This is a genomic window from Campylobacter sp. CS_NA3, from assembly GCF_027797495.1.
Classification (GTDB): domain Bacteria; phylum Campylobacterota; class Campylobacteria; order Campylobacterales; family Campylobacteraceae; genus Campylobacter_B.
On record NZ_CP115609.1, the window covers coordinates 786,907 to 812,402 of the forward strand.

Genomic DNA, 25,496 nt, shown 5'->3' on the forward strand with positions numbered 1-25,496 from the left:
AATAGCTAACCATTTTAACTCCAAATTTCAAGCATTTACGCCAATTTTTCTTTTATAAAATCCAAAATTTTATCCACGCTAATGCTTTGTTTTTCTAGGTTTTTGCGCTCGATAAACTCTACTTCGCCGTTAGCTAGGCCTTTGCCGACTAGCAGGGCGTATGGAAAGCCCATAAGCTCGTAATCGTTCATCTTAACGCCAAAGCGTTCGTTTCTATCATCAAGCAAGGCGTTAATGCCTAAATTTCGGCATTTCTCATAAAGTTCGGTCGCAAAATTAACGATATTTTCATCTTTTGCATTTGAAATGATGATTTCTAGCGCAAAAGGCGATAACTCTTTGCTCCACACGCAACCTTTCTCATCGTGGCTAGACTCGACTGCGACTGCGACTAGACGGCTCACGCCGATACCATAGCAACCCATATAAAACGGCACACTCTTGCCGTTTTCGTCTAAAAATTTAGCGTTCATTGGATCGGAATATTTTTGTCCGAGCTTAAAAATGTGTCCAACTTCAATGCCTTTGGTTTTATCTAGTTTAGCGCCACAACACGAGCATTTATCGCCTTCTTGCACGGCTATTAAATCTTTAAATCGTTCCGCCTTAAAACTAACGACATTGCAGCCGATAAAATGATAATTTTCTTCATTTGCTCCACAAATCATCTCACGGGCATTTTCAAGTTCTTTATCTATGTAAAATTCGGCACTCTCAGGCAAATTAAACGGTCCGCAAAAACCCGCTACAAAACCTGCATTTTTGACTTCATTTTCATCGGCATCTACTAACTCTAACGCTCCACACGCATTTGTAGCCTTTGTTTCTTGTAACTCGTCGTCTCCGCGAATAAAAAACGCTACGATTTTTTCGCCGTTTTCGTAAATGGCTTTTTTCAAAACAGCTTTAATGGTATAAAATTTATCGACTTTGAAAAAATTTGCCACTAGTTCGATTGTTTTAGTCTCAGGGGTGTGAAATTTCATCATGCCGTCTGTCTCAGGGGCTTCGCAAGATGCGATTTTTGGCGCTCTTTTAGCCGCTTCGACATTAGCAGCATATTTACAACCAGAGCAAACTAAAATATCATCTTCGCCGTTATCAGCCAAAACCATAAATTCCTTGCTTCCGCTTCCGCCGATCGCACCGCTGTCGGCTTCAACGGCTCTGAAATTTAGTCCTAAGCGAGTAAAAATTTTATTATAAGTTGCTTCCATTAAATCAAACTCTCGCCCCAAATCAGCTTCATTTGCGTGAAAACTATACGCGTCTTTCATCGTAAATTCTCTACCACGAAGTAACCCAAAGCGAGGTCTAGCTTCATCTCTAAATTTGGTATTGATTTGATAGATATTTAACGGCAAATTTTTATAGCTAGTAACCTTATTTGCTACCATTAACACGGAGCTTTCTTCATTTGTTGGACTTAGGACAAAGTCGTTTTCTTTTCTATCTTTTAAACGCAAAAGCTCTTTTCCATATACGGCGTATCGTCCGCTACTTTTCCACGCTTCTGCGGGAGTAACCACGCTAAAAGCGACTTCTTGCGCACCGGCAGCGTTCATTTCATCACGCACTACGCTAGTTATTTTATTTAAAACCATTTTTCCAAGCGGCATAAAGTTATATAACCCGCTTCCTAACTGCTCTATAAATCCTGCACGAATCAAAAATATATGGCTTGGCAAAACTGCGTCTTTTGGTGCCTCTTTGATAGTCGGCGCAAACAGCCTACTAAATTTCATTTTCTATCTCCGTTTCTTTTGTTTTATCTTCTTTTACAAAACTTTCATAAATTTCATTTAATCCAAAAATATCCAAAACAGCGTTAGTAGCGCTGTCTATCTCGTTTTTATCATCTAAATTCTTTAAATTTACGCTTGGCGTATGCAAAAACGCCTTAAAGACCTGATGGATTAGCTTTCTAGCTTCTTCTTTGTCGCTATTTTTTAGATAACCTTTTTTGATAGCTTTATCAAGCTCGTTAGCTGAGACTTCTCTTGCTCTTTGGCGAAGTGCTTTTACTATCGGCGTGCAAGCCTGAGTTTTGATTTCTTTGAAAAATTCGCTCGTGCTGCTGCCGACGATACCATAAGCGATACGCGCCTGTTCTTCACGCAAAATCAAATTTCTCTTAACTATATCTTCAAGGTCATCGACTGCATAAACTTCGATGTCATCGCTGTCGCTAAGCTCTATATCGCGTGGCACAGCAATGTCAAAAAAGTATCTTTTAAAATCCACGCTTTCGATTAAATCATCAGTTATAATCGCCCCTGTTGCGCCTGTTGCGCTAAAAATAAGGCTAAATTTGTTGATATAGCTTTTTAATTTTTCAAGGCTATCAAATTTGACTTCATCGCCAAGATTACAGGCTAAATTCTTTGCATTTTGCAAATTTCGATTTAAAATCGTAACCTTTGCGCCGTGCGTTAGCAAATGCTTACAAGCTAGTTCGCTCATCTCTCCTGCACCTATGACTACTGCTTCCACATTTTCAAGTGATCCAAGTTTTTCTTTTGCCATAGAAACAGCCACGCTTGAAACTGAAATCGGATTTTTAGAAATTTCGGTTTTGTTGCGAATTTCGGCGGCGCATTTTAGGGCTTTGGCGATTGCTTTTTTGATTTCATCGCCTAAATTTCCGTTTTCAAGCGCAAATTTATAAGCATCTTTTAGCTGACCAACTATCTGCGTCTCGCCTACAACAAGGCTATCAAGAGAAGCTGCGACCGAGAAAAGATGATGAATCGCACCATAATCTTCATAAATATCAGCTCTGCTTTCTAGCTCGTCAAATTCGACACCGCTTACCTTTGAGATCGCCTGAACGACAAATTTCGACGCAACTTCAAAATTATCAACAAAAGCAAAAATTTCAACTCTGTTGCAAGTGCTAAGCACAAAACACTCTTTGATTGCCGAATTTGAGCCGATTAGTCGCAAAATTTCGCGTTTTTTAACTTCGTTTGAAAACGAAAGCTTTTCACGCAGAAAAATATCGGTATTTTTGTGAGTAAAACTCACGCTCATATAACTCATCAAAATTCCCTATTTATCATATTTAGAACTATTTCGTTTAATTTTTCATTTTTAAATTCACTAACGCTTTGCAAAGCTTTTTCGCCGTAATTTTTAGCTAAATTCACGCACTTTTCTATGATTTTAAATTCGCCAAATTTTGCCTTTATCCACGCACTTTCTTGCGAATTTAGCTCTTTGCCAAAAAGCGATTTTAGATACTCTTTATCATTAACTTGTAAATTTTCATACAAATAAATATACGGCAAAGTGGTTTTGCCCTCTTTGAAATCATTGAGTGCAGGTTTGCCAAGTTTTGCGCTATCTTGCGTAATATCTAAAATATCATCGATGATTTGAAATGCAATTCCTAGATTTTTGCCGTATTCGCCAAATTTAGTTGTATTAAGACCTGCCAAAAATGCCCCGCTCATCGCACTTGCTTCGATGAGTGCTGCCGTTTTTAAATAAATCATATTTAGATATTTTTTCTCATCATCGTTAAAACTCTCGCCCATTTTAACATCGATTAACTCGCCGACAGAGAGTTTTGCGACACTTTCGGAGATACAGCCTGCCACGAATTTATCAAATTTGGTAAGTTCGAAAAACGCTTTCGAATACAAAATATCGCCTAGCATTACGGCGTTTTTTGAGCCATAAGTAGCGTTTATGGACGGCTTTCCGCGTCTTGTATCACTCTCATCGATAACATCATCGTGAAGCAGGCTTGCAGCTTGGATAAGCTCGATTATCGCGCAAAGTTTTAGTGAGTTTTCGTTAATTCCTGCGATATTTAAAAGCAGTTTTGAACGAAGTTTTTTGCCCGAACTTAGCTCGTCAAACATTTTTAAGGCTTCATCACAATCAAATTCGGCGATAAACTCACGCATAAAAAAATCAATTTTTTCTAAATTTTGCGACATTTTTACTCATTTGCACTTAAAATATTTGCCGTTAGCTCGATAAATTTATCGTTTAACTCGTCTGTAAAATCGAGTTTTTCATTTGCATGAATTTCTACTTCACTCTCGCTAATGCCGTGTTTAGCACAAATTTCTTCATAACTTATAAGCTTCATTAAAAGCTTTGTGATTTCATCTTCAACCAAATTTCTGTTTGCATTAAATGCAATGTCAAAAAATTTATCCCTTGGAGTGCCTTCAAAAATATCCATTTTTCACCTTTTTTAAAATCCGCAGATTATACCAAATTCTAAATTTAATTAAAATTAGTCGTAAATTTAAAGCTTAGAAATAATCTCCCACGCTTCATTTGGCGTTTTTGCGTTTGTTGCTGTTTTACTAAATTTTCCCATACCCCAAATCACTTGCAAATACGAAATATTCGCATTTTTTGCAGCAAATTCATCTTTGTTGCTATCGCCTAAAAAAATCGCCTTTTTAAATTCGCTTTGTCTTAAAACTTCAAAAAGCATTTTTGGATCGGGCTTTTGCGGAATTTTATCATCTGCTCCGATAACAAAATCAAAAAATTCTCTAACAGCTGTCATTTTTAAAATCCCATCAAGTGTCTGTGTTGGCGCATTTGACGCCATTGCGATAAAAAATCCTGCTTTTTTGCATTTTTGCAAAAGTTCTAAAATTCCCTCATACAAAACTGCAAATTTTTTGTAATTTTCCACATAAACCCGCTCGAATTCGGCTCTTAAATTCGCGTCAATCTTATCTGTACCATAAAATTCGACAATGGAATTTTTACTCATATCGTTTATAACTTCAACGATAAATTCGTTTGAAAGTTCGCTCATACCAAGCCACTTTCGCATGTGATTTATGCTTTCACAAATCGCCTTTTCGCTATTTAAAAGCGTTCCGTCCATATCAAAAATTATCGTTTTCATACCATAAATTCTCCGTTCAAAAATGCCCTAATATCATTTTCCCACTTTGGTGCAGCCGTAACGGCACTCTCGGTGTAGCATTTGTTGAAATACTTATCGATTCTTGAAGAATCAAGGTTGTTTAAAATGCTAAATTCGAAGTATCTTGTAAAACCTGCCACATCTAGCACTTCCCCGCTCGTGCCGATACAAACAAACATTTCGCACTCTTGGAGCGCTGCGTAAAGGTCGGCGTAGTGTGGGGCTGCTTCGCCAAACATAACGATATTGTGGCGCATTTTTTCGCTTTTGCATTTCTTGCAAATTTGCCCTGCGATTTTTTCGTAGCCGATATTTTGGACATTTTCGCACACTTCACAGCGAATTTCTGGCAAAAATCCATGCAAATGGATTACGCTTTCGCACCCAGCGCGCTCTAACAAATCATCGACATTTTGGGTTTGCACAACGATTTTTTCACCAAATTCTTTTTTTAATTTCGCAATTGTGTAATGCGCTAAATTTGGCTCACAAGTGGCGAGTTGCGCCCTTCTATCGTCATAAAATTTAAGCACTTTTGCTCTATCTTTTAAAAATCCCGGCACCGAACAAACTTCGCTTATATCGTATTGCTCCCATAGACCACCACTATCTCTAAAAGTGCGAAGCCCGCTAGCTGCACTAAGTCCGGCTCCACTTAAAATCAAAACTTTTTTCATTTTCTCTCCAAATTTTAAAATAAAAATCAGCGCACGAAGTGCGCCACCGCTAAGGTTTTACGGGGTGGGGGTGCGGGAGCGGAATGCCTCCTAAAAAACGCCCCGCCCCCGCGTAAATTTTTTAAAATTCATCTTTAAATTTACCTTTATGTTTATCTTTTTTGTAAGTTTTTGAATTTTTTAGTTTTTCTAGCAAATTTGCTTCTTTTATCAGCTCGTCTTTGTTTTTGTTTGCTAATACCGATTTCACGAAGTTTTCAAGCCCTTTTGTATATGGTTGATCCAAATAAACAGCTTGAATTTTTTTTAAAACTTCGTAGTTTTTTATCACGCGAATTTTAAATAAATTTTCATCAAAATCATCTCTTTTTAAAATCGAAATTGCCGATTTTGCAAAGCGTTCCAATGCTCTAATGTATTTTATGCGTTCGCTTTTATCATTTGCTACGCTCAAATTTAATCCTTTTTTGCCAAATAAAGCGAAATTATATCAAATTTAACTTTATTTTTTATTTTTCGCATATTTATTTAATATATTATTAAAATAATAAATTTTTAAAATCACGCTATTTAGTGATTTTAAAAAACATATTTTAAAACTTGACAATAAAAAAAATATCTGTTATAATTCGCCGAAATTTTACAACAAAGGAAAAATATGGCAGATTTAAATTTCGAAACACTTGCCACACATGCAGGTTACAGCTCAAAAGAAGGTTGCGGTTCTATGGCTGTTCCTATTTATCTAACCACAGCGTTTGACTTTGGCACTAGCGAAGAAGCAGCAGCTAGGTTTGCTTTGCAAAGTCTTGGTCCGATTTATACGCGTTTAAATAACCCAACTGTGGATATTTTTGAAGCTAGAATTGCTGCACTTGAAGGCGGCGTGGCGGCTATTGGCACAGCTAGCGGTCAAGCGGCTTCATTTTATGCAGTTGCAAATGTCGCAAGTGCGGGCGATAATATCATCATGGCACAAAAAGTCTATGGCGGAACTTCAAATTTAATGCTCCATACGCTTAAAAAATTTGGCATTGAAACAAGAGTTTTTGACGCAGACAGCGCGAACGATTTAGAAAGCTTGATCGACAGCAAAACAAAAGCGATTTTTGTTGAAACGCTTTCAAATCCACAAGTGGCGATTCCAAATTTCTATAAAATCATAGAAATCGCCGATAAATACGGCATTATTAGCATTGTTGATAACACGGTCGCTACGCCAGTGCTTTTTCAACCGATAAAAAAAGGTGCAGATGTCGTAATCCATAGTGCAAGTAAATATATAAGCGGTCAAGGCTTAACCATCGCAGGAGCCGTCGTAAGCGGAGCTAGCACAAATAAAAAAATCGTAGGAAATCCACGATATGCTGATTTTAACGAGCCAGATGAGAGTTATCACGGACTAGTTTATACAAATTTGGTAGAAAATTTTGATATTTTCACGCTTAGAATTCGTCTTGGACTTTTGCGTGATATAGGCGCAACAATGAGCCCATTTAGCGCTTGGCAATTAATCCAAGGGCTAGAAACACTAAGCGTAAGAGTAAAAGAACACTCACGCAAAACGCAAAAAATCGCCGAATTTTTGGAAAAACATCCGGCGATAAAAAGCGTAAATTATCCGGGTTTAAAAAGTTCGCCGTTAAATAAATTTGTGCAAGAAAACTTTACAGACGGGCTTGCGAGCGGTCTTTTGTGTTTTGATGCAGGAAGTAGAGAAATAGCTGATGCTATTATGAGAGAGGTTAAAATTTTTGCCGTTGTCGTAAATATCGGCGATAGCAAATCGGTCATCACTCACCCTGCAAGTTCAACTCACTCGCAATCAAGCGATGAAGAGCTACTTGGCGCTGGAATTACTCCTGGCTTAATAAGACTTAGCGTTGGGCTAGAAGACACTGATGATTTAATAAACGATCTTAAAAATGCAATCGAAAAAGCAATAAAATAAGGGGAAAAAAAATGGCGCTTTTATCTACAAAAGGCGTTTATGGCTTAATGGCGATTCTAGAAATCGCCAAAGCTAGTGAAATATCGCCGATTAGCATAAAAGAAATCTCAGATAGAATTTTGGTTTCAAAAAACTATTTGGAGCAAATTCTAAACGGGCTTAGGGGAGCTGGGCTAATTGAGAGTATAAAGGGTAAAAACGGCGGTTATTTTTTGGCTATGAGTGCCGATAAAATCACATTTGCCGATGTTTTTAAGTCAATGGAAAAAGATTTTAAAATGACAAATTTAAAAATTGCCAATCCAAATTTAGAATTTTTCTTCAAAAAATATGATGAAAAACTGCTAAACATGCTTAATGAGCCAATTAGCAAATTCGAAGAATATAAAGAAGAAAGCACCAAATTTTTGGATTTTAGTATTTAAAGGAAAAATTATGAAAATAGCAAATGATGTAACCGAGCTTATCGGCAACACTCCGCTTGTGCGTATAAATTCGTTTTCAAAAAATGCAACTATTTTAGCAAAAGCTGAGTTTTTAAATCCTAGCCACTCGGTTAAAGATCGCATTGCGTGGAGAATTATTAGCGATGCGATGAAAGAAGGCAAGATAAACAAAGACACTCTTTTGATCGAGCCAACTAGCGGAAATACGGGCGTGGGACTAGCCATGATAGCAGCAAAAATGGGGCTAAAACTAATCCTAACAATGCCAAGCTCGATGAGTATAGAAAGACAAAAACTAATAGCCGCATTTGGTGCTAAAATCGTGCTAACTGACCCACAATACGGCATGAAAGGTGCAGTAGATAAAGCAAACGAACTAGCAAACGAAAATGAAAATTCGTTTATCCCAAGCCAATTTGACAATCCGTCAAATCCAAACGCTCATTTTAACACGACAGGACCTGAAATTTGGCATGATACGGATGGAAATGTCGATGTTTTCGTTGCCGGTTTTGGCACAGGCGGAACTCTTAGCGGAACGGCTAAATTTTTAAAAGAAAAAAATCCCGATTTAAAGGTCATAGCCGTCGAGCCGGGCGCATCGCCGTTAGCTAGTAGAGGGTGCGCAGGAAGTCATAAAATCCAAGGAATCGGAGCAAATTTTATCCCAAAAAATTTGGATTTAAATTTGATTGATGAGTATATCACTGTTGAAAACGATGATGCTTTTGCTACGACAAAGGCTTTGGCGCAAAAAGAGGGTTTGCTTGTAGGAATTTCAAGTGGCGCAAATGTATATGCGGCCAGTATCATCGCAGGTCGCTACGCAAACCGCGGTAAAACCATAGTAACTACACTAAATGACACCGGCGAAAGATACCTTTCAACGGATTTGTTTAAATAAATTTATAAATTTGGCATAAAATTTATAATTTTGTGCCAAATTTTGATTGTAAAATTTAATGAAAATTGATATTTATTCTTTAAAATTTAAGATTTTTATGCTTGTTATTTTTCTTATTTATTTTGTGTTTTTACTGCGTTTGGCCGTGTTTCGCGACGGATTTAGTGTGGAAAAAATTTGGCAAGTCGGCAAGTACAATCTCGTGCCGTTTTTAGACTACGCAAATGTCTGGCAAAACGGCGGCATAAAATCATTTTTGAGACTATTTTTTGGGAATTTAGGCTGGTTTTTTCCGCTAGGATTTTTTGCAAGATATAAATTTACGCTCACAAAAACCGCCAAAATCGTGCTTTTTGGATTTTTATTTTCGCTTTTGGTTGAAATTTCACAATTTGTCTTTAAAACTGGTATTTTTGAACTTGATGATTTGATTTTAAATTCAATCGGCGTGTTTTTAGGTGCCAAATTTTGCGAAATTTTGTTAAAATTAAATAAAAACAATTACCCAATCGATTAATTTTACAATGAAATCATAAAAACTATAACTTTATTTATAAAAAATTGCTAAAATTACACTATCGCTTCGGCGAAAATTTTTTAACAAAGGATAAAAAATGCTTAGATATGCAATTATCTTTCTTGTAATCGCGATTATCGCTGGATTTTTTGGTTTTAGTGGCGTCGCAGGAACTAGCGCGTGGATTGCAAAAATCCTATTTGTCGTATTTTTGATTTTATTTGTTTTGTCTTTTATTTTCAAAAAATTTAGATAAATTTGCGAAAATTCATACAAATTCGACTCTATTTGGAGTCGAATTTACTTTTTTAAATTCTTATTTAAAGCACTTAAATACGCCATAAGTTGCCCGATAGCAACGCCACTATCGTTTGTAGGAGCACTTTTGTGTAGATAAAATTTCACGCCACTAGCACTAAATTTTTGCACAACTAAATTTAAAAGCGTAGCATTTTGGAAAACCCCACCACTTAGCACGACTTCTAAATTTTGCCTTTTTGCGATTTTTAGCATTGTCTGTGCGATCTCGTTTATGAAATTTGAAGCAGCCACGCTAGGCTCATCTTTTAGCGCACTTAAAAAGGCGTTTTTCACACTAATTTTGCCGTTTATTATCTCAAATTTATAGCGTTTTTCACTCTCACTAGTGATTTTGCTCTCATCAAAAAGATTTTCCAAAACCATACCGCTTTGTCCGTCAAAACTAACGCTTCTTTGGTCACAAATCACACTTGCAAATGCGTCGAAAATTCGCCCTAGTGAGCTAGTTTGTGGCGAATTTGAAGCTACCTTTTTCAAATTTGAGATTTCATTTTTGCTGAATTTTGACAAAAATTCACTCGCTTCATTTTCTAAATCAAATTTAAAAATCAGCGAAATTGCGAGTTTATAGATATTTTTGATTGAACTCTCGCCACCGATTAGCGCAAATTCGTCAAAATGCAAAACTCTCTCATAGCCAAATTCATCAAATTCCAGCACTTCCCCGCCCCAAATCGTGCCGTCTTCGCCATAACCCGTGCCGTCAAAGCTAAAACCAAGATATTTTTTGCCACTTCCAAGCAAATCATTATCCGCCAAATTCGCAACTAAATGCGCGTAATGGTGCTGAAATTTCGCCACTTTAAAGCCCAAATTTTCAAAATGTTTAGTGTGTAAAAAATTCGGATGCATGTCGCCTATAACAGCGTCAAATTTCAAATCATAAGTTTTTATAAAAATCTCTAAAAGCTCGAAAAATCGCCGGTTTGTGGCGATATTTTTTAGATCGCCTATGTATGGACTGATAAAAATTTGCCCGTCTTTATAAATAGCAAACTGGTTTTTCATCTCAGCTCCAAGAGCCAAAAACGAGCCTTTAATATCAAATTTGCTTTTATAAATTTGTGGATTTAACCCACGCGAAGTGCGTAAAAATTGCGTAAAATTTTGCGTAATATTTTGCGAATTTTTTACGCAAAAGGCGATACTATCATCACTTGGCGTAACTATATCTCTGTCGTTATCCAAATAAAAATCTATGACTTTGCCAAGTTTTTGGCGTAAATTTATTTCATCAAAAATAATCGGCTCGCCACTAATATTTGCGCTAGTAGCGATTAACGGGCGATTAAAATACTCAAAAATTAGCAAATGAATGCCAGTGTTTGCTAAAAAAATGCCAACCTTGCCTAAATTTGGCGCCACCGCATAAGCGAGAGCAAAATTCTGCGAATTTTTCGATTTTTTAACCAAAACTATCGGTTTAATCTGCGAATTTAAAAGCTCTTTTTCACTCTCGCAAAATTTAGCAAATTTTTCAGCCATCTCGTAATCTTTACACATTACGGCAAATGGCTTATCGGGGCGATTTTTGCGAATTCGCAAATTTAAGACAGCATTTTCATTTGTCGCGTCGCACATTATATGAAATCCGCCAAGCCCCTTGACAGCGACTATCTCGCCACGAGCTAAAATCTCACAAAGCTTGATAACAGCGTTTTCGCCACGAGCTAAAATCTCGCCGTTTTTATTTTTTAAAAATAGCTTTGGACCACATTTCGCGCAAGCAATCGGCTCGGCGTGATAACGGCGATTTAGCGGATTTTTATATTCATTTTCACAAAACTCGCACATTTTAAATTTCACCATTGTCGTATTTGAGCGGTCGTAAGGTAAATTTTGAATAATGCTCAAACGAGGTCCGCAGTTCGTGCAGTTTATAAACGGATATTTGTAGCGTTTGTTTTGCGGGTCGTAAAATTCGCGCCTGCAATCATCACAAATGGCGAAATCAGGCAAAATGGGGTTAAATTTTTGCGTTTCTTGCGAGTGTGTTATTTTAAAATCATTATAAATTCGCGGTGAAATTTCATAAATTTCAAGCCTATCAATCCGCGCAAGTGGCGGAAGCTCGGCTTTAAGCCTTTTTTTAAGCTCTTTTATTTGCAAATTTGAACCATTTACAAAAATTTTCACGCCTTCGCCGTCGTTGAAAACTTTGCCAAAAAGCCCTAAATCAGTGCAAATTCTATAAACAAACGGGCGAAAGCCCACGCCCTGCACTGCTCCGAAAATTTCAAATTTAAAAGACTTCAAGTCCGTATTGGTTGCTAAATTTTGCATTGTGGCTGTTTTGTGTCAAATTTAAAACCAAATTTGCTAAATTTTTCTCTTCAAAAAGCGACCCTGTAAGCAAAATGGCTTCGCTTTCAAACTCTTCTTTTAATAAATCAAAATAATCGCTTAAAAAATATGCCAACGAATCGATAAATCCGTAGCTAAGCAGCTTATCATCGCTTCCTGCTAGTTTAAAACTCATTGCGCTTTTGATAAATTTTATGCAGTTAAAATTGCTATTTTTATCCACGCTAAAATCGATTCTAACGCCTTTTTTGCCTAAAAAATCTTTTGAACAATCAAGCAAATACTGCGCATCTTTATCAAATAAAATTTTACTTACTATATCAAAAAGTCCGTAAAAACTTGCATTTGCGTTAATTTTGCCTTTTGGAAAATCATAACTTTTGCTGAAATTTTCAAATAGTCTGCAACCGATTTCATCGGAGCAAATTTCATCTTTTAGCTCTTCGTAAGAGTTTGGAATTTTAATTTCTAGCATAGAAACTTGCAAATCTTTATCAAAAACTTTTATAGTGTCGTTATGCTTTTTACTCAAAAAAACTTGCAATATTTTTTTGTCAAAAACGCCCATTTCATCGCAGAATAACGCAAAATTTGCTAAATTTTTATCATCTTTTGAATTTAGAAAATTTTCGCTTTTTTGGCTTAAAAAATTTGGATTATTTATTACCAAAAACTGCTCGTCCAAAACGGCGATTTTAATAAATTTACTTTTATCAGCTTTCACGCTGACAAAGAAAATCTCTTCTGCAAAAAGTTTTCCAAAAAGTGTGTGAATAAAAAAATCACCTGCAAATTTGACATCGAAAAATGCTGGGACTTTTTCGTGATTGCTTCTAAAAATGGAGTTTGTTTTCAAATTTAAAAGCGGTTTTTCATAACTTGCAAGTGCTACGACGATTTTTTCATCGGCAACAAAAATTTTGCTTAACGCTTTTAAGGAAGTCGGCATCAAAAAATCTGCATTAAAATCGGCATTTGCGTTTAATTCGCAAATTTGATCATCAAGCTTAATTTGCAAATTTTGATTATGAAAAAGCTTGGTAAAACAAAAGTCCAAAAGTTCGTTAAAATTCTCTTTGCAAACTTGCTTAAATTCGCCATTTTGCAAAACGCTTACGCTACTTAAAACGCCAAATTCATTTGCATTTAATGCACCATTTTCTTGGTAAGCTTTTATAACACTTGGCGTGAAATTTGCAAATTTAGCCCTATTTTGCGTAAAATTATGCTCTTTTGCAGTTTCTACGACTTTTACCGAAGTTTTAGCTAAAAATACCGAATTTGGAATTAAATTCATATATTCATCACTAAATTTCAAAAGCTCTTTTTCTTCGCCGATGACGAAAAGTCTGGTAAAATTTTTCTCTAAATTTAGTGTGTATTTAAGCCTACTTTTTTGCGCGTAAAAGTCCAAAAAATGGGCTATTAAGGCATTGTCGTTATCGTAAATAAATTCAAATTCAATTATCATGTTTTATCTTTTCAAATTCATCTGCTACATCTTGGACGCTAAAATTTGCAACCTTTTCATAAGAAAAACCAAGTTCGCTAATAAATTTTAACGCCTGTTTTTCCATAACTTGGCTTGATTTTTGAAGCTCGTTACTTATACAAAAGCTCATCGGCTCTATGCGTTTTGGAACAACGCCTAAAATGTGCGTTTTTGGCATATCGCCACAAAGCTCCATCATTTGCAGAGTTTGAAGCATTTCGATTTCGTGAGCCGATCCGCTCCATTTTATGGCATTTGGCATAACTTTGTAGTCAAAAAAATAGACATCGCCGATCTCGCCACCGTCAGCGTCAATACAATCAATAAGCAAAACTTCATCAAATTCTGCCAAAATCGGCATTAACAAATTTGCCAAAGTCCCGCCGTCGATAAATTCTATGCTGTGTTCGTCGCTTTTGAATGTGTAATTTTTTTGTAGCATTTTGGCAAAATGAACTCCGATGCCTTCATCGGAGAACATTACATTGCCAATGCCTAAAACAAGGAGTTTCAAGCGCGAGTTTCCCTGTTAAATTTATATCCGCTAACAATAGCGTCTATCGCGCCATCTTTGCCTTTTACGGCATTGAAAATTGCCATATAAACATGCACAGGAACAAAGATTATAATAATATTCATACAGATATGATGAATGATCCTTACTTCACTAAGACCGCCAAACATAGCTTCAACTGGGCGCAAAATTTCGTAAAAAAATCCGCCAAGTCCGTCGTGATAGATATGAACATATAAAATCATACCAGTCAAACAAATAAGGAAAAGCACAAAATAAAATCCGATATAGGCGATGAATTGCAAAGGATTATAAACGCCGCGCAAATGCGGATGTTCGCCTAAAAATAGGTAATATTTAATCTGAGCTATCCAAACTTTTGGACTTAGAAAATCCCTTATACTAACTAGCTCTTTTCTACTTTGTATATCAAATAAAAATAGATACGATTTAAAAATTGTTGCTGCAATCAACACAAAACCAGCCACTAAATGGACAAATCGCCATTTAGCTTGTAAAAACAAATTTGGCTCACTGCTAACTGACGGAGCTATAAAAACATACGAAATGTAAAAACCTGTAACCACAAGCACGACAATACAAATCGCTCTTATCCAGTGAGTTAGCCTAAGACCTACGGAGAATTCATATTCAGGTGTTCGTTTCATATCAATCTCCTTATAAATTTGGATTTACCTTATACTCGCTAAGCTTATTGCCTTTTGTATCCATAACATGAACAGCACACGCAATACAAGGGTCATAAGAGTGAATTTTTCTTATGATTTCAAGTGGTTGGGTTAGATCGGCTATTTTAAGACCTATCAAACAAGCTTCATACGAGCCCATACCACCGTTTGCGTCTTTTGGACTAGCATTCCATGTTGATGGAACTACTGCTTGCCAGTTTTTAATAACGCCGTTTTCGATTCTACACCAGTGGCTTAGGCTTCCGCGTGGAACATGACCTATGTATCTACCTTTGTATTCTTTGTTTTTATCGATTGTGTATTTGGCGCAAGTTTCAGTGTCGCCTGATTTGATATTTGCAACTAGGTTATTAAATGCGATTAGTGCATTATCAGCGATGATTTTTGCTTCTAACATACGACAAGCTGTTCTTCCCAAAGTCGAGAAAACTGCACCCAAAGGAAGTCCTGTATCAGCTAAGAATTTATCCACAACAGGAACGACATATTTATTTCCCTTTGCGTAATTTACTACAATATTTGCTAATGGTCCTACTTGAAGTGCTTTGCCTTCATATCTAGGGGCTTTCATCCAGCTATATTTACCTTTTATATCAAGGACTTTTGTATCTTCCATTTCGCCTTTTGCATTTAGTGTTTGCTCAACCGTAAATCCTGTATAATTTGGATCTTGTTCGCCGTCATACGGGTGAAGCGGTTTATCATTTTTAAACCAAGTGTGAGTTGCTTCTTCTGTGATTTTTGCTTCATCTAGTTCTAGGACTTTTGAAATATCACCATCAAGGATTAAGCCGCTTTCAAATAGCCACTCATTTGCAGAAAGTGGGAATTCTTGGTGAGTCCATAAATTTGCAACACCAACATCATTTAAAACGCTTGGTTCATTTGCGTAAGCTTTTCCAGCCATTACCAAATCAGGATAATACGCGCGGTTAATAAAATCAGCTACTTCTTGAAATTTAATCAAATACTCGCCAAGTCTAGCAGGACTTAATAGATCCATAACACAAGTTACGCCACCAACTGTTAGGCTTTGTGGGTGTGGTTGTTTTCCACCGAAAATAGCCATCATTTGAGCAGCGGTTCTTTGAATTCTTAAACATTCCAAATAGTGAGATAGCGCAATCAAATTTTGTTCAGGCGTTAGATGATATGTTGAGTGTCCAAAATAGGCATTTGCAAATGGTCCAAGTGCGCCTTTTTCAACAAAAGCTTTTACTTTATCTTGAACCGCTTTTAAGTGATCGGCACCACAAGCATAAGGAGTTTCGCAGTATTTAAATGCTTCTTCACTAGCTGCTCTTGGATCTGCACTTAATGCACTTACAATATCAACAAAATCAAGCCCGTGAAGTTGATAAAAATGCACAGGGTGATCGTGCAAAAATAGCGCTGAAAACATCAAGCTTCTAGCCAAAACTGCATTTAATGGTGGATTTATGCCAAGAGCATCTTCGACTGCCATAACAGCGCCTTTATAGTGCGAAAATGTGCAAACACCGCAAATTCTTTGTGTGAAAAAGCCTGCATCTCTTGGGTCGCGACCTTTGAGAATAGTTTCTATTCCACGCCACAAAGTAGCACCGCTGTAAGCTTCTTTTACTACATTATCTTCATCGACGATTACTTCTACTCTTAAATGTCCTTCAATTCTAGTAATCGGATCTACAACTAATCTTTGTGACATTATTATTCTCCTTTATCTTTTTTAAGTGTAGCAACGGCTGCGTGAGCTGCGATGGCAACGCCTGTTACGGCTAAAACGCCAAGACCGATTTTATCTGCTGTCGCATCAGCTCCTGCTCCGTCAAAAACGGTGTTATAAAGTCTATCTGCCAACGGCTCTTCAAATGGTCCCATGTGATCCCAAAATTCAGGCTCAGAACAACCTATACAGCCGTGTCCTGCTTGGATAGGCCAACTTGTATGAGAGTTAAATCTCTCTTGTGAGCAGTTATTAAATGTATAAGGTCCTTTGCAACCTACTTTATATAGACAATATCCTTGTTTTGCGCCTTCATCGCCAAAGCTTTGGACAAATTCGCCCGCATCAAAATGGCCTCTTCTTTCGCAAAGATCGTGAATTCTGCGACCATAAGCCCATTTTGGTCTGCCGTAATTATCAAGTGCAGGTAGTGTTCCAAACAGAATATAATGAAGCACATTTCCTACGATATTTTTTTCGCTTGGCGGACAGCCCGGAACATTTATAACAGGTTTATTTGTGATTTTGCTAAGCGGTTTTGCGCTAGTTGGGTTTGGATTTGCTGCTTGAACACCACCAAAACTAGAACAGGTTCCAATAGCAAAAATCGCCGCCGCAGAAGCCGCTGCATGTCTGCAATGCTCAGCACCAGTTTTTCCCAAAGGTCCAACGGTTAGATAAAATTCATCACTTCCGCTTGGAATTCCGCCTTCTACCATCAAAATATAATTTCCTTTATATTTTTCAATCGCACCTTCTAGGTTTTCTTCTGCTTGCCAACCACTTGCTGCCATAAGCGTTTCATGGTATTCAAGGCTGATATAATCAAATATCAAACTATCGACTGTCGGTGTATCGGTTCTAACCAAACTCTCGCTACAACCTGTGCATTCTGCCATGTGAAGCCATATAACAGGAAGCCTATCGGCTAATTCAGCCGCCCTTGCAACACTTGGTGCAAAAGCACTTGGCAGACCAATCATTGCAGTCATTGCTCCTGCCCATTTCATAAAATCACGCCTTGTAAAACCTTTTTCTTCAAGCATTTTAGCTATGCTTTTGCCGTCTTTCATCTTAGGCAACAAAGCAACTTTGTCAAGTCTAGTGCTAATACTTTCTAGAAGCTCATTGTTAAGCATCTTTACTCCTTAAATTTTCGTTATGTAACACGACATAATATTCGGTTGTCATTTTACCAAATTTGTTACATTTTTACACTTAAAAATTAAGTTATAAATTTTTTTTAAAATTTACTTAAAAATAGTAATATTTAATAGAATTCAGTGTTATTAAAATATGCAATTTTATTGCATATTTTAATATTTTTGGATAAATTTGCTGAATTTATAGCGCTTTTGCGATAAATTTATTTAAATTTGCGATAAATTCGGCAGGATTTTCTAAATTTTGTCCTTCATTTAAAATCGCCATATCCAAAATAAGCTCTGAAATTTCACCTATCATCACTTTATTTTGGACTAGTTTTTTGATGATTTCATGGTTTGGATTTATTTCAAGTATCGGTTTTATGGCTGGTAAATTCGTTTGCCCCATTTGTTTTAAAATTTGTTGCGTTGCAAAATCAGGGTCATTTTTGTCAAAAACAAGGCAAGAAAGCGAATTTTCTAAACGATTTGAAACTTTTACCGCCTTTACTTTTTCGCCTAAAATTTCTTGCATTTTCGCTGCGATTTCTTTTGCTTCTACGCTGATTTCTGCTTCATTTTTATCATCAAATTCAGCATCTTTTACGCTTTTTATTGCGATTTCGCCAAATTTGCTCACACTTGGCATAACAATCGGATCAATCTCATCATCACAAATCAAAACTTCAATGCCTTTTTTGTTAAAATTCTCCAAAAGTGGCGATGATTTTAGCATACCAGCATTATTTCCGCTGATATAATAAATCTCTTTTTGCTCTTCGCTCATAGCGTCTTTGTATTCATTTAGGCTGATTAAGCCGTCCCTTTTGTTTGATTTAAAAAGGCATAAATTTAGAATTTCTTGTTGATTTGGATTAAAGCCATAAAGCCCTTCTTTTAGCACTTTGCCAAAAAGATTATAGAATTTTTCAAATTTTTCTTTGTCATTTTCTTTGAGTTTGGCTAGTTCGGAAAGTATCTTTTTGACACTTGCTTCGCTAACCATTTTCATAATCTTGTTTTCTTGCAAAATTTCCCTGCTGACATTTAACGGCAGGTCTTCAATATCGATGATTCCACGCACGAAGCGAAGATAAACAGGAAGCAGTTCTTTTGCGTCGTCGGTGATGAAAACTCGCTTGACATAGAGTTTTACGCCACTTTCGTAATCTACGCGAAACAAGTCAAAAGGCTGAGTGCTAGGCAGATAAAAAAGCGTTGTGTATTCGTGTGTGCCTTCTGCTTTTGTGTGTATGTGAAGTAGCGGGTCGGTGCTATCGTGGCTGATTTGCTTATAAAATTCGTTGTAATCTTCGATTTTTAGGCTTGATTTTGGCAGTCGCCACAACGCACTGGCTCTGTTTATCTGCTCATTTTTGATTTCATAAGTTCCTTCGCTTTCGCCGTCTTTTGGGGCGACATACTCACTTTTATCCATAAAAATCGGATACGGGATATGATTTGAATATTTTTTGATAATGCTTTCGATTCGCCACTCATCTAAAAATTCATCATCTTTTAAATAAAGCGTGATTTGCGTTCCAAATTCGCTCTTTTCGCCCTTTTCTATCGTATAATTTGTCGTATCGCTACTCCATTTAAAGGCTTCATCGCTTAAAGCTTTTTTGCTTATAACTTCGATTTTATCGGCCACCATAAACGCAGAGTAAAAACCAACGCCAAATTGACCGATTAGATTGCTATCTTTTGCGACATCGCCGCTTAAATTCGCCATGAAGCCCTTTGTTCCGCTTCTTGCGATTGTGCCAAGATTGCTTTCTAATTCTTTTTCGTCCATACCGATACCGGTGTCGCTGATGATTAGCGTTTTTGCGGTTTTATCAAGCTTAATGTCTATTTTTGGGCTATAAGTTAGTTTTTTATATTCGTCATTTGTCAAACACAAATAATTTAGCTTATCAAGCGCATCGCTTGCATTTGAGACAAGCTCCCTAAGGAAAATCTCTTTGTTTGAATAAAGCGAGTGAATCATCAAATTCAACAAATCATTTACTTCGGTTTTAAATTTTTTCTTTGCCATTTTATTCTCCGTTTCTTTTATTAAATTAATAAATTTAAATTTTTTGGCAGATTATACTATAAATTGCTAATAAATTTATTAAACTTGATATAAATTATATCAAGTTTAAAATATTAAAATTTAGATATGATTGTAAAAAAATAATTTACATTATGTTTAAATTTATATAATCAAATTAAATCATTTTAGAAATTTTAAAATAATATACGCCAAATTTAACTAAATTATATCTATCCCAAAGCCGCTAAGACCTGCGAAACTATTTTGTTCGCTTTTGCTTAGGATTTTGATTTTTTTGATACCAAGATGAGCTAAAATTTGCGCTCCTATGCCGTAACTTTTAAAATCGCCTTTATGAGAAGCCGAATTTAAGGCTAAAAGCACACCGCTGCTACTCGCCAAAGTCTCTAAATTCGCCATAAAATCAGCGTAATTTTCATCTTGCATAAATTCTAAATCGCTACCGATTTTATGAAATTTGACATTGCAAATTTCGCCGATTTTACCGAAAATAAAGGCTTTGTGCGTGTTGCCGTCGTGGTCTGTTATATCGCAAATTTTGCATGTTTTACCGCAAATTTTACCATCGCTAAATTCGCCAAATTTAACCAAAGTTTCGTGTTTTAATCGGTATTCGACGATTTGGGCGATTGAAATCATATTTATGTCATGCGTCTTGCAAAATTTTTCCAAATCATCGCGTCTTGCCATCGTGCCGTCTTCATTTACAATCTCGCAAATCACCGCACTTGGTGAAATTCCGGCTAGTTTGCAAAGATCCACAGAACCCTCAGTATGCCCCGTGCGAACCAGCACTCCGCCTTTTTTGGCTATCAGCGGATTTATATGACCTGGGCGAACAAAGTCTTCTGGCGTAGAGTTTGGACGCGCAATCAAATCTATCGTCATATTTCGCTCATAGGCGCTTACGCCCGTAGTTGCGTCTTTTGCGTCAATCGTAACGGTAAAAGCCGTCTCGTGAGAAGATGTATTTTTATCGACCATAAGCCCTAAATTTAGCCTTTTGGCAATCTCATCATCAAGTGCCACACAAACAACGCCGCGAGCGTGCGTGATAGCAAAATTTACTTTTTCGGGTGTTGTAAAATTTGCCGCAAAGATTATATCGCCCTCATTTTCGCGATCCACATCATCGACCATGACAATCATCTTGCCGTTTTTAATATCGGCAATCGCCTGTTCTACGCTAACCATTTTAGCCATTTTTATCCTTTATTTTTTATCAAATTTTCAAATTCTTTTTTTATTTTTTCATAAAGCGGAGCAAAGCTGACGCCATTTACACGCACATTTGAGATTGTAGTGATGAAATTCGTATCCCTTTCCCAGCGCGGAACTAGATGATAATGCACATGCTCGGCTATCCCAGCCCCTGCTGCACTTCCTAGATTCATACCGATATTCACCCCCTTTGCGCCAAGACAGCCTTTTAGTACTCGCACGCCCTTTTGGACATATTCGCTCATCTCTAACCACGCTTCTAGCGGTAAATTCTCGATATTATCGGTATGCTCGTAAGGAATCACCATAAAAGCACCCGGATTGTATGGATATAAATTCATAAGCCCGAAGCAAAATTTAGCGCGAAACACCACGCCTACGCACTTTTCTCCATTTTTTGCCTTTGCTGCATCGCAAAACGGGCAACCAGTGCGTTTTTCGGTAAAATAATCACTCCGCCACGGCGCACAAATATAATCCATTTTTTAAACCCTTTCTAGTAAATTCATAAAATTTTACGCATTATTTTATGAATTTTTACCAAATTTAATATTTTTCAAAGCTTCGCCGACATCGGTTTGCCTCATAAAATGTTCGCCGATTAAAAACGCATCAACGCCGATTTTATTAAGTTCTAGTAGCTGTTCGTGGCTACTTAGACCACTTTCAGCCACGATAATCTTGCCATTTGGTATAAGCGGAATTAAATTTGCAGACAAACTTAAATCAACCTCGAAAGTCTGCAAATTTCGATGATTTATACCGATAATCTCAGCTCCTGCAAAAATCGCCTTTGTCAAATCTTCTTTATCGTGAATTTCAACTAAAACATCAAGCCCAACATGCAAGCTGAATTCATAAAGTCGCTTCAAATCTGCCCTGCTTAGGGCTTTTGCGATAAGCAAAATAAAATCCGCCCCATAAACAAGAGCTTCAAGGATTTGATACTCATCGATGATAAAATCTTTGCGTAAAATAGGCGTTTTTGTATATCTTCTAACTTGTGGGATAAATTCCAAATCGCCCTTAAACCAGTGCGGTTCGGTCAAAATAGAAAAAGCATTAGTTCCTGCATTTTCATACGCCACGGCGATTTGGGTCGGTTCGAAATCAGCCCTAATAAGCCCCTTGCTAGGACTTGCTTTTTTGATTTCAGAAATTATGCGTAAAGGCTCATCTGCTGAGCTTTTAAGAGCCGGTTTTACAGGACGCGGCATATATGGATTATAAGCTAAACTTTTTCCCAAATCATCAAAGCTAAATTTGGCTTTTTTGATTTCTAAATCAATTTTTGTTTGCTCTATAATTTTATCTAAAATCATTTTCCTGCCTTTTGCAAACACCCATTTATGGCATCTATATGCTCTTTTCCTTCGTCTGATTTGAAAAATTCTTTATCTGTGATTTTATCCATTTCGCTCTTTGCCTTTTTACAATTTCCAAGTTTGAAATATCCCCACGCCAAAGAATCGATATAATAAGCCGAATTTGGCTCGATTTCAAGAGCTTTTTCGACAAATTCCATACCCTTTTTTATATCCAAATCATGATCAATTAAAATATATCCGTAATAATTCAAGTAAATAGGATTTTTTAGTTGCGGCGCGATGTTTTCGAATTTTTCTACAACGCTATTAAGGGTGTTTTTGTTTATATTTTTCTCCATAGATTCATATTCATAAATCGCTTCAATAGCTAAAAAATCGTAATTTCCACTATTTTTAAACTCATCTCTTGCTGTTTTCATCGCTAGGCTATAATCGCCTTTTTTGCCGTAAGCATCGATTAAAAGCTCTTTGTTATACGGATATTTTTTTAAAATTTCTATGATTTTATCGTAATCTTTAAAATGATAATGAATCGAAACTATATCGTCTAAATGCGTCGTGTCGTTGGTGTCGAGATACTGCGCTTCATCGATTTTGATGACATCATCGTATCTTTTTTCTATCCTATAAATATCAGCTAGTGCGGCACATGCTAAATTTCCACAACCATAAATTCGCCTGTGTGTTTCCAAAAACGAGATTGCCTTTGATTTTTCGTTTAGCCTATTTACCAAAATATCGACGATACGGATTAAATTTTCTTCGCTTTTTTCGATTTCATAAGCTTTTTCAAAGTTTTTTAATGAATCTTCATATTCGCCAAGCCCGTATAAAATACTTGCCAAAACAGAGTAATTTTTTGCCGTTTTTTCAACACCTAAAAGCTTTTTTGCAGCACCTGAACTTTCCTCAAATTTTCCTTTTGAAATCAAATTTGCGATTTTTATACGCAAAAAATCGCTATCATCAGCTAATCTTTTTTCCCCGATACCCAAAAGCTCGGATAAATTCTTTTCATCTTTTATAAAAAATGCGATTTTAATGGCTTCTTTTAGATAAACTTCCGAATCTGTTTTTTTGTAAATTTGTTTATAAAGTTCAAGTGCGGCCTTTGGATTTTTATCTTGAAGTTCAAGCGCACTTAAAATATCAAAATTTATCTCTGCTTGATTTTGTGCATTTTGAGCTTTTTTAAGATTCCCTGTTGTTATGGCTTTATCGTCCGCAAAAAGCGAAATAAAGGACAAAAATAAAATTATTATAAGCGTTTTACTGCGATACATTCTTGCTCCAATTCATCAAAATTATCTTTAAAATGCTCCCAAAACGGGAAACTTCGGCACTGGCTCGGGCGAAATTCATAAACGCCACAATTTTTGTTTTTTTCGTCAAAAAACACACACGCAAAGCCGTTTTCATAAGGCTTTTCTTTTATGCTAAATTTTGTGCCGACTTTAAAAAGAAAAATCTCTTTAAATTTTTCTTTTGAAAATCCCAAAAATTCGCTCAAATTTGCAATTTCATCTTCATTTATCCAAATATATCCGCTCTCGCCTACGCAACATTTTCCGCCACAACTAGCGCATTTACTCTCATCAAAACTAAAATCAAACCCACTACAAATCAACGCTTTCAAGCTCCGTTTTTTTAAAAATTTCTTGTGCTTTTTGCGTGTAAAATTCGCCCGAATTCACAAAAATCGGTTGCAAAATTTTGCAAAACGATTTAGAACTTTTTTTCGCCGCAAATATAGCTAAATTTGCGTTTTTGTTTTCGTTTGGAAAAATAAATTGTAAATTTATCAAATTTAACTTAAAACTCTTTAAAATAACGCAAATTTCGGCTATTTGCTTTGCATCATAGCAAAAAATAAAACAACCTTGCGGCTTTAAATGCGAATTTGCCGTTTTTATCAAATTTTCAAGGCTTAAATTCGAAGCATAACGGCTGATTTTTTTATGCTCGTTTTCACTCTGTTTTATATTTCCGTTATAAAACGGCGGATTTGAAATGATAAAATCAAATCTTTTTTCGCTTTTAAATTCGCCAAAATCGGCACGAATTATATCACAATCAATCCCGTTTTGGCGTGAATTTTTCTCTAAAATTTCTAAATTTTGCTTTTGAATTTCAAGGCAGGTCAAATTTATATTTTTAAAATCTCTTTTTAGCAAAAAACCCACCACGCCACTACCTGCGCCCACATCTAAAACTTCGCCAAAAACGCCAAATTCTTTTATAAAATTATACAAAAAAACGCTATCGCTATTATAGCGATAGCCGTCTTTTAGCTGGTAAATTTTCATCGTTTTATGATGTGTTCTACTATCGTGTGAGCGTGGTTTATAGCCCCCACGATAGAACCGCCGTTTCTAGTAACCAAATCCCCGCCGACATAAAGCCCATTTTGCGTGGTTTGACAATGCTCATCTACTATCGGAACGCCGTTTTCATCTAGCTCGATACCGCATTTTTTCAAAAAATCCGTCGGCGTAGTTCCACCGATAGCGTAAATAACTCTATCATAAACAAATTCATCGCCGTTATTTAGCTTAACTAGCACAAGTCCGTTTTCATTTTCAAGTGCTGTAATATCAACGCCCATACGAAGTATAACACCGCCATAACGAACTTCATGCATAAGCGCACTTTCGTTAATATCGTTTAATCTTGTAAATTTATCTTTTCTATAACAAAGCGTAACGATATTTGTATTTACGATTGAAAGTGCGTATTCGGCTGCCGAGTTTCCGCCGCCCACGATGAGAACCTTTTCGTGAGCCGTGCATTTATCGAGATTAAAATTTACTCTTTGTGTGATAGAAGGCGGAATTTTATAATCAGGCTTGTTTGGTTTTCCCATTTTACCGATTGCCACAACGACATTTTTAGCCTTAAATTCGCCGTTACTTGTCGAAATCGTAAAAAAATCGCCCGTTTTTTCGACTTTTTCAACTTCGCTTTTAAAGCTAGTATCGATTGCTTCGTTATCTAAGAGTTTATCGAAATAATTTAAAACGCTCTCTTTTGTTCCTGCTTCAAATTCGACATTTCCTTTTGTTTCGCTCTCCATACCTTTATACTCTTTATCAACGCGTTTGTTGTCTTTATAAAACTGCCTAATAGTTTGAGAGTGATTATCGCCTTTTTCAAGCAATAAAACTTTTTCAACGCCGTTTGTTTTAGCTTCTACAATCGCCGCTAACCCGCACGGACCGCCACCAATGACCGCTATATCATATATATGACTCATACTTTTTCCTTTAAATTAAATTTTAAAACAAATTATAATA

Annotated in this window: 26 protein-coding genes; 5 read left to right on the forward strand and 21 right to left on the reverse strand. The window is 36.5% G+C overall.

The annotated features are described in order from the left end of the window. Positions 1–35: 35 nt before the first annotated feature. The 7 genes from PF026_RS03920 to PF026_RS03950 form a co-directional block, all read right to left on the reverse strand. Entirely contained in the window at positions 36–1,745 is a 1,710-nt protein-coding gene (locus tag PF026_RS03920; protein ID WP_270863853.1) for a proline--tRNA ligase, read from the reverse strand. After that, positions 1,735–3,042 carry a glutamyl-tRNA reductase gene (gene hemA, locus PF026_RS03925; RefSeq protein ID WP_270863854.1) on the reverse strand — a complete coding sequence of 436 codons (1,308 nt, stop codon included), beginning with the start codon at positions 3,040–3,042 and terminating at the stop codon, positions 1,735–1,737. The genes PF026_RS03920 and hemA overlap by 11 nt, the downstream gene beginning before the upstream one ends. Next, complete coding sequence (locus tag PF026_RS03930; protein WP_270863855.1) at positions 3,042–3,947, reverse strand: polyprenyl synthetase family protein; 906 nt, start codon at positions 3,945–3,947, stop codon at positions 3,042–3,044. The genes hemA and PF026_RS03930 overlap by 1 nt, the downstream gene beginning before the upstream one ends. A gap of 2 nt (positions 3,948–3,949) precedes the next feature. Next, positions 3,950–4,198 carry a DUF2018 family protein gene (locus PF026_RS03935; protein ID WP_270863856.1) on the reverse strand — a complete coding sequence of 83 codons (249 nt, stop codon included), beginning with the start codon at positions 4,196–4,198 and terminating at the stop codon, positions 3,950–3,952. Between the two features lie 66 nt (positions 4,199–4,264). After that, positions 4,265–4,885, reverse strand: coding sequence for an HAD family hydrolase (locus PF026_RS03940; RefSeq protein WP_270863857.1), 621 nt, complete (start codon positions 4,883–4,885; stop codon positions 4,265–4,267). Next, complete coding sequence (locus tag PF026_RS03945; protein ID WP_270863858.1) at positions 4,882–5,583, reverse strand: SIR2 family NAD-dependent protein deacylase; 702 nt, start codon at positions 5,581–5,583, stop codon at positions 4,882–4,884. The genes PF026_RS03940 and PF026_RS03945 overlap by 4 nt, the downstream gene beginning before the upstream one ends. Positions 5,584–5,704: 121 nt before the next feature. Then, complete coding sequence (locus PF026_RS03950; protein ID WP_270860920.1) at positions 5,705–6,037, reverse strand: hypothetical protein; 333 nt, start codon at positions 6,035–6,037, stop codon at positions 5,705–5,707. Positions 6,038–6,241: 204 nt separating this feature from the next. On the opposite strand from PF026_RS03950, the gene PF026_RS03955 reads away from it, so the two are divergent. The 5 genes from PF026_RS03955 (at position 6,242) to PF026_RS03975 (ending at position 9,657) form a co-directional block, all read left to right on the forward strand. Next, on the forward strand, positions 6,242–7,534 hold the full coding sequence (locus PF026_RS03955) for an O-acetylhomoserine aminocarboxypropyltransferase/cysteine synthase family protein (protein WP_270863859.1): 1,293 nt from the start codon (positions 6,242–6,244) through the stop codon (positions 7,532–7,534). An 11-nt stretch (positions 7,535–7,545) separates the two neighbouring features. Further along, positions 7,546–7,959, forward strand: a complete 414-nt coding sequence (locus tag PF026_RS03960; protein ID WP_270863860.1) for an RrF2 family transcriptional regulator — start codon at positions 7,546–7,548, stop codon at positions 7,957–7,959. A gap of 10 nt (positions 7,960–7,969) precedes the next feature. Further along, positions 7,970–8,884, forward strand: a complete 915-nt coding sequence (gene cysK / locus PF026_RS03965; protein ID WP_270863861.1) for a cysteine synthase A — start codon at positions 7,970–7,972, stop codon at positions 8,882–8,884. A 97-nt stretch (positions 8,885–8,981) separates the two neighbouring features. Next, positions 8,982–9,401: a VanZ family protein gene (locus PF026_RS03970; protein ID WP_270863862.1), complete on the forward strand. Its 420-nt coding sequence runs from the start codon at positions 8,982–8,984 to the stop codon at positions 9,399–9,401. Positions 9,402–9,498: 97 nt separating this feature from the next. Beyond that, entirely contained in the window at positions 9,499–9,657 is a 159-nt protein-coding gene (locus PF026_RS03975; protein WP_270860915.1) for a DUF1328 domain-containing protein, read from the forward strand. Between the two features lie 44 nt (positions 9,658–9,701). Here PF026_RS03975 and hypF read toward each other — a convergent pair whose 3' ends face one another. The 14 genes from hypF to PF026_RS04045 form a co-directional block, all read right to left on the reverse strand. Beyond that, positions 9,702–12,005 (reverse strand): carbamoyltransferase HypF, encoded by a 2,304-nt coding sequence (gene hypF, locus PF026_RS03980; protein ID WP_270863863.1) that lies wholly within the window; start codon positions 12,003–12,005, stop codon positions 9,702–9,704. Next, complete coding sequence (locus PF026_RS03985; protein ID WP_270863864.1) at positions 11,965–13,497, reverse strand: hypothetical protein; 1,533 nt, start codon at positions 13,495–13,497, stop codon at positions 11,965–11,967. Before PF026_RS03985 ends, hypF begins: the two co-directional genes overlap by 41 nt. Further along, positions 13,487–14,032, reverse strand: a complete 546-nt coding sequence (locus PF026_RS03990; protein WP_270863865.1) for a HyaD/HybD family hydrogenase maturation endopeptidase — start codon at positions 14,030–14,032, stop codon at positions 13,487–13,489. The genes PF026_RS03985 and PF026_RS03990 overlap by 11 nt, the downstream gene beginning before the upstream one ends. Continuing rightward, positions 14,029–14,700, reverse strand: a complete 672-nt coding sequence (gene cybH, locus PF026_RS03995) for a Ni/Fe-hydrogenase, b-type cytochrome subunit (RefSeq protein ID WP_270860911.1) — start codon at positions 14,698–14,700, stop codon at positions 14,029–14,031. Before cybH ends, PF026_RS03990 begins: the two co-directional genes overlap by 4 nt. A gap of 10 nt (positions 14,701–14,710) precedes the next feature. After that, complete coding sequence (locus tag PF026_RS04000; protein WP_270863866.1) at positions 14,711–16,429, reverse strand: nickel-dependent hydrogenase large subunit; 1,719 nt, start codon at positions 16,427–16,429, stop codon at positions 14,711–14,713. A 2-nt stretch (positions 16,430–16,431) separates the two neighbouring features. After that, on the reverse strand, positions 16,432–17,586 hold the full coding sequence (locus tag PF026_RS04005) for a hydrogenase small subunit (protein WP_270863867.1): 1,155 nt from the start codon (positions 17,584–17,586) through the stop codon (positions 16,432–16,434). 205 nt (positions 17,587–17,791) lie between these two features. Continuing rightward, positions 17,792–19,633 carry a molecular chaperone HtpG gene (htpG, locus tag PF026_RS04010; protein ID WP_270863868.1) on the reverse strand — a complete coding sequence of 614 codons (1,842 nt, stop codon included), beginning with the start codon at positions 19,631–19,633 and terminating at the stop codon, positions 17,792–17,794. A gap of 219 nt (positions 19,634–19,852) precedes the next feature. Next, entirely contained in the window at positions 19,853–20,857 is a 1,005-nt protein-coding gene (locus tag PF026_RS04015; protein WP_270863869.1) for a bifunctional 3,4-dihydroxy-2-butanone 4-phosphate synthase/GTP cyclohydrolase II, read from the reverse strand. A 2-nt stretch (positions 20,858–20,859) separates the two neighbouring features. After that, positions 20,860–21,357: an HIT family protein gene (locus PF026_RS04020; RefSeq protein WP_270863870.1), complete on the reverse strand. Its 498-nt coding sequence runs from the start codon at positions 21,355–21,357 to the stop codon at positions 20,860–20,862. Positions 21,358–21,402: 45 nt separating this feature from the next. Then, complete coding sequence (gene trpC, locus PF026_RS04025) at positions 21,403–22,197, reverse strand: indole-3-glycerol phosphate synthase TrpC (RefSeq protein WP_270863871.1); 795 nt, start codon at positions 22,195–22,197, stop codon at positions 21,403–21,405. After that, entirely contained in the window at positions 22,194–23,486 is a 1,293-nt protein-coding gene (locus tag PF026_RS04030) for a hypothetical protein (protein WP_270863872.1), read from the reverse strand. Before PF026_RS04030 ends, trpC begins: the two co-directional genes overlap by 4 nt. After that, complete coding sequence (locus PF026_RS04035; protein ID WP_373566993.1) at positions 23,462–23,839, reverse strand: YkgJ family cysteine cluster protein; 378 nt, start codon at positions 23,837–23,839, stop codon at positions 23,462–23,464. The genes PF026_RS04030 and PF026_RS04035 overlap by 25 nt, the downstream gene beginning before the upstream one ends. Beyond that, positions 23,820–24,509, reverse strand: coding sequence for a tRNA1(Val) (adenine(37)-N6)-methyltransferase (locus PF026_RS04040; RefSeq protein WP_270863873.1), 690 nt, complete (start codon positions 24,507–24,509; stop codon positions 23,820–23,822). The genes PF026_RS04035 and PF026_RS04040 overlap by 20 nt, the downstream gene beginning before the upstream one ends. Beyond that, complete coding sequence (locus PF026_RS04045; RefSeq protein ID WP_270860902.1) at positions 24,506–25,456, reverse strand: NAD(P)-binding domain-containing protein; 951 nt, start codon at positions 25,454–25,456, stop codon at positions 24,506–24,508. The genes PF026_RS04040 and PF026_RS04045 overlap by 4 nt, the downstream gene beginning before the upstream one ends. Between the last annotated feature and the right edge of the window lie 40 nt (positions 25,457–25,496).

Excerpts from the sequence above, each read along its gene's own strand:
- PF026_RS03920 (WP_270863853.1), bottom strand. The coding sequence starts at position 1,745 with ATGAAATTTAGTAGGCTGTTTGCGCCGACTATCAAAGAGGCACCAAAA.
- hemA (WP_270863854.1), bottom strand. The coding sequence starts at position 3,042 with ATGAGTTATATGAGCGTGAGTTTTACTCACAAAAATACCGATATTTTT.
- PF026_RS03930 (WP_270863855.1), bottom strand. The coding sequence starts at position 3,947 with ATGTCGCAAAATTTAGAAAAAATTGATTTTTTTATGCGTGAGTTTATC.
- PF026_RS03935 (WP_270863856.1), bottom strand. The coding sequence starts at position 4,198 with ATGGATATTTTTGAAGGCACTCCAAGGGATAAATTTTTTGACATTGCA.
- PF026_RS03940 (WP_270863857.1), bottom strand. The coding sequence starts at position 4,885 with ATGAAAACGATAATTTTTGATATGGACGGAACGCTTTTAAATAGCGAA.
- PF026_RS03945 (WP_270863858.1), bottom strand. The coding sequence starts at position 5,583 with ATGAAAAAAGTTTTGATTTTAAGTGGAGCCGGACTTAGTGCAGCTAGC.
- PF026_RS03955 (WP_270863859.1), top strand. The coding sequence starts at position 6,242 with ATGGCAGATTTAAATTTCGAAACACTTGCCACACATGCAGGTTACAGC.
- PF026_RS03960 (WP_270863860.1), top strand. The coding sequence starts at position 7,546 with ATGGCGCTTTTATCTACAAAAGGCGTTTATGGCTTAATGGCGATTCTA.
- cysK (WP_270863861.1), top strand. The coding sequence starts at position 7,970 with ATGAAAATAGCAAATGATGTAACCGAGCTTATCGGCAACACTCCGCTT.
- PF026_RS03970 (WP_270863862.1), top strand. The coding sequence starts at position 8,982 with ATGCTTGTTATTTTTCTTATTTATTTTGTGTTTTTACTGCGTTTGGCC.
- PF026_RS03975 (WP_270860915.1), top strand. The coding sequence starts at position 9,499 with ATGCTTAGATATGCAATTATCTTTCTTGTAATCGCGATTATCGCTGGA.
- hypF (WP_270863863.1), bottom strand. The coding sequence starts at position 12,005 with ATGCAAAATTTAGCAACCAATACGGACTTGAAGTCTTTTAAATTTGAA.
- PF026_RS03985 (WP_270863864.1), bottom strand. The coding sequence starts at position 13,497 with ATGATAATTGAATTTGAATTTATTTACGATAACGACAATGCCTTAATA.
- cybH (WP_270860911.1), bottom strand. The coding sequence starts at position 14,700 with ATGAAACGAACACCTGAATATGAATTCTCCGTAGGTCTTAGGCTAACT.
- PF026_RS04000 (WP_270863866.1), bottom strand. The coding sequence starts at position 16,429 with ATGTCACAAAGATTAGTTGTAGATCCGATTACTAGAATTGAAGGACAT.
- PF026_RS04005 (WP_270863867.1), bottom strand. The coding sequence starts at position 17,586 with ATGCTTAACAATGAGCTTCTAGAAAGTATTAGCACTAGACTTGACAAA.
- htpG (WP_270863868.1), bottom strand. The coding sequence starts at position 19,633 with ATGGCAAAGAAAAAATTTAAAACCGAAGTAAATGATTTGTTGAATTTG.
- PF026_RS04015 (WP_270863869.1), bottom strand. The coding sequence starts at position 20,857 with ATGGCTAAAATGGTTAGCGTAGAACAGGCGATTGCCGATATTAAAAAC.
- PF026_RS04020 (WP_270863870.1), bottom strand. The coding sequence starts at position 21,357 with ATGGATTATATTTGTGCGCCGTGGCGGAGTGATTATTTTACCGAAAAA.
- trpC (WP_270863871.1), bottom strand. The coding sequence starts at position 22,197 with ATGATTTTAGATAAAATTATAGAGCAAACAAAAATTGATTTAGAAATC.
- PF026_RS04030 (WP_270863872.1), bottom strand. The coding sequence starts at position 23,486 with ATGTATCGCAGTAAAACGCTTATAATAATTTTATTTTTGTCCTTTATT.
- PF026_RS04040 (WP_270863873.1), bottom strand. The coding sequence starts at position 24,509 with ATGAAAATTTACCAGCTAAAAGACGGCTATCGCTATAATAGCGATAGC.
- PF026_RS04045 (WP_270860902.1), bottom strand. The coding sequence starts at position 25,456 with ATGAGTCATATATATGATATAGCGGTCATTGGTGGCGGTCCGTGCGGG.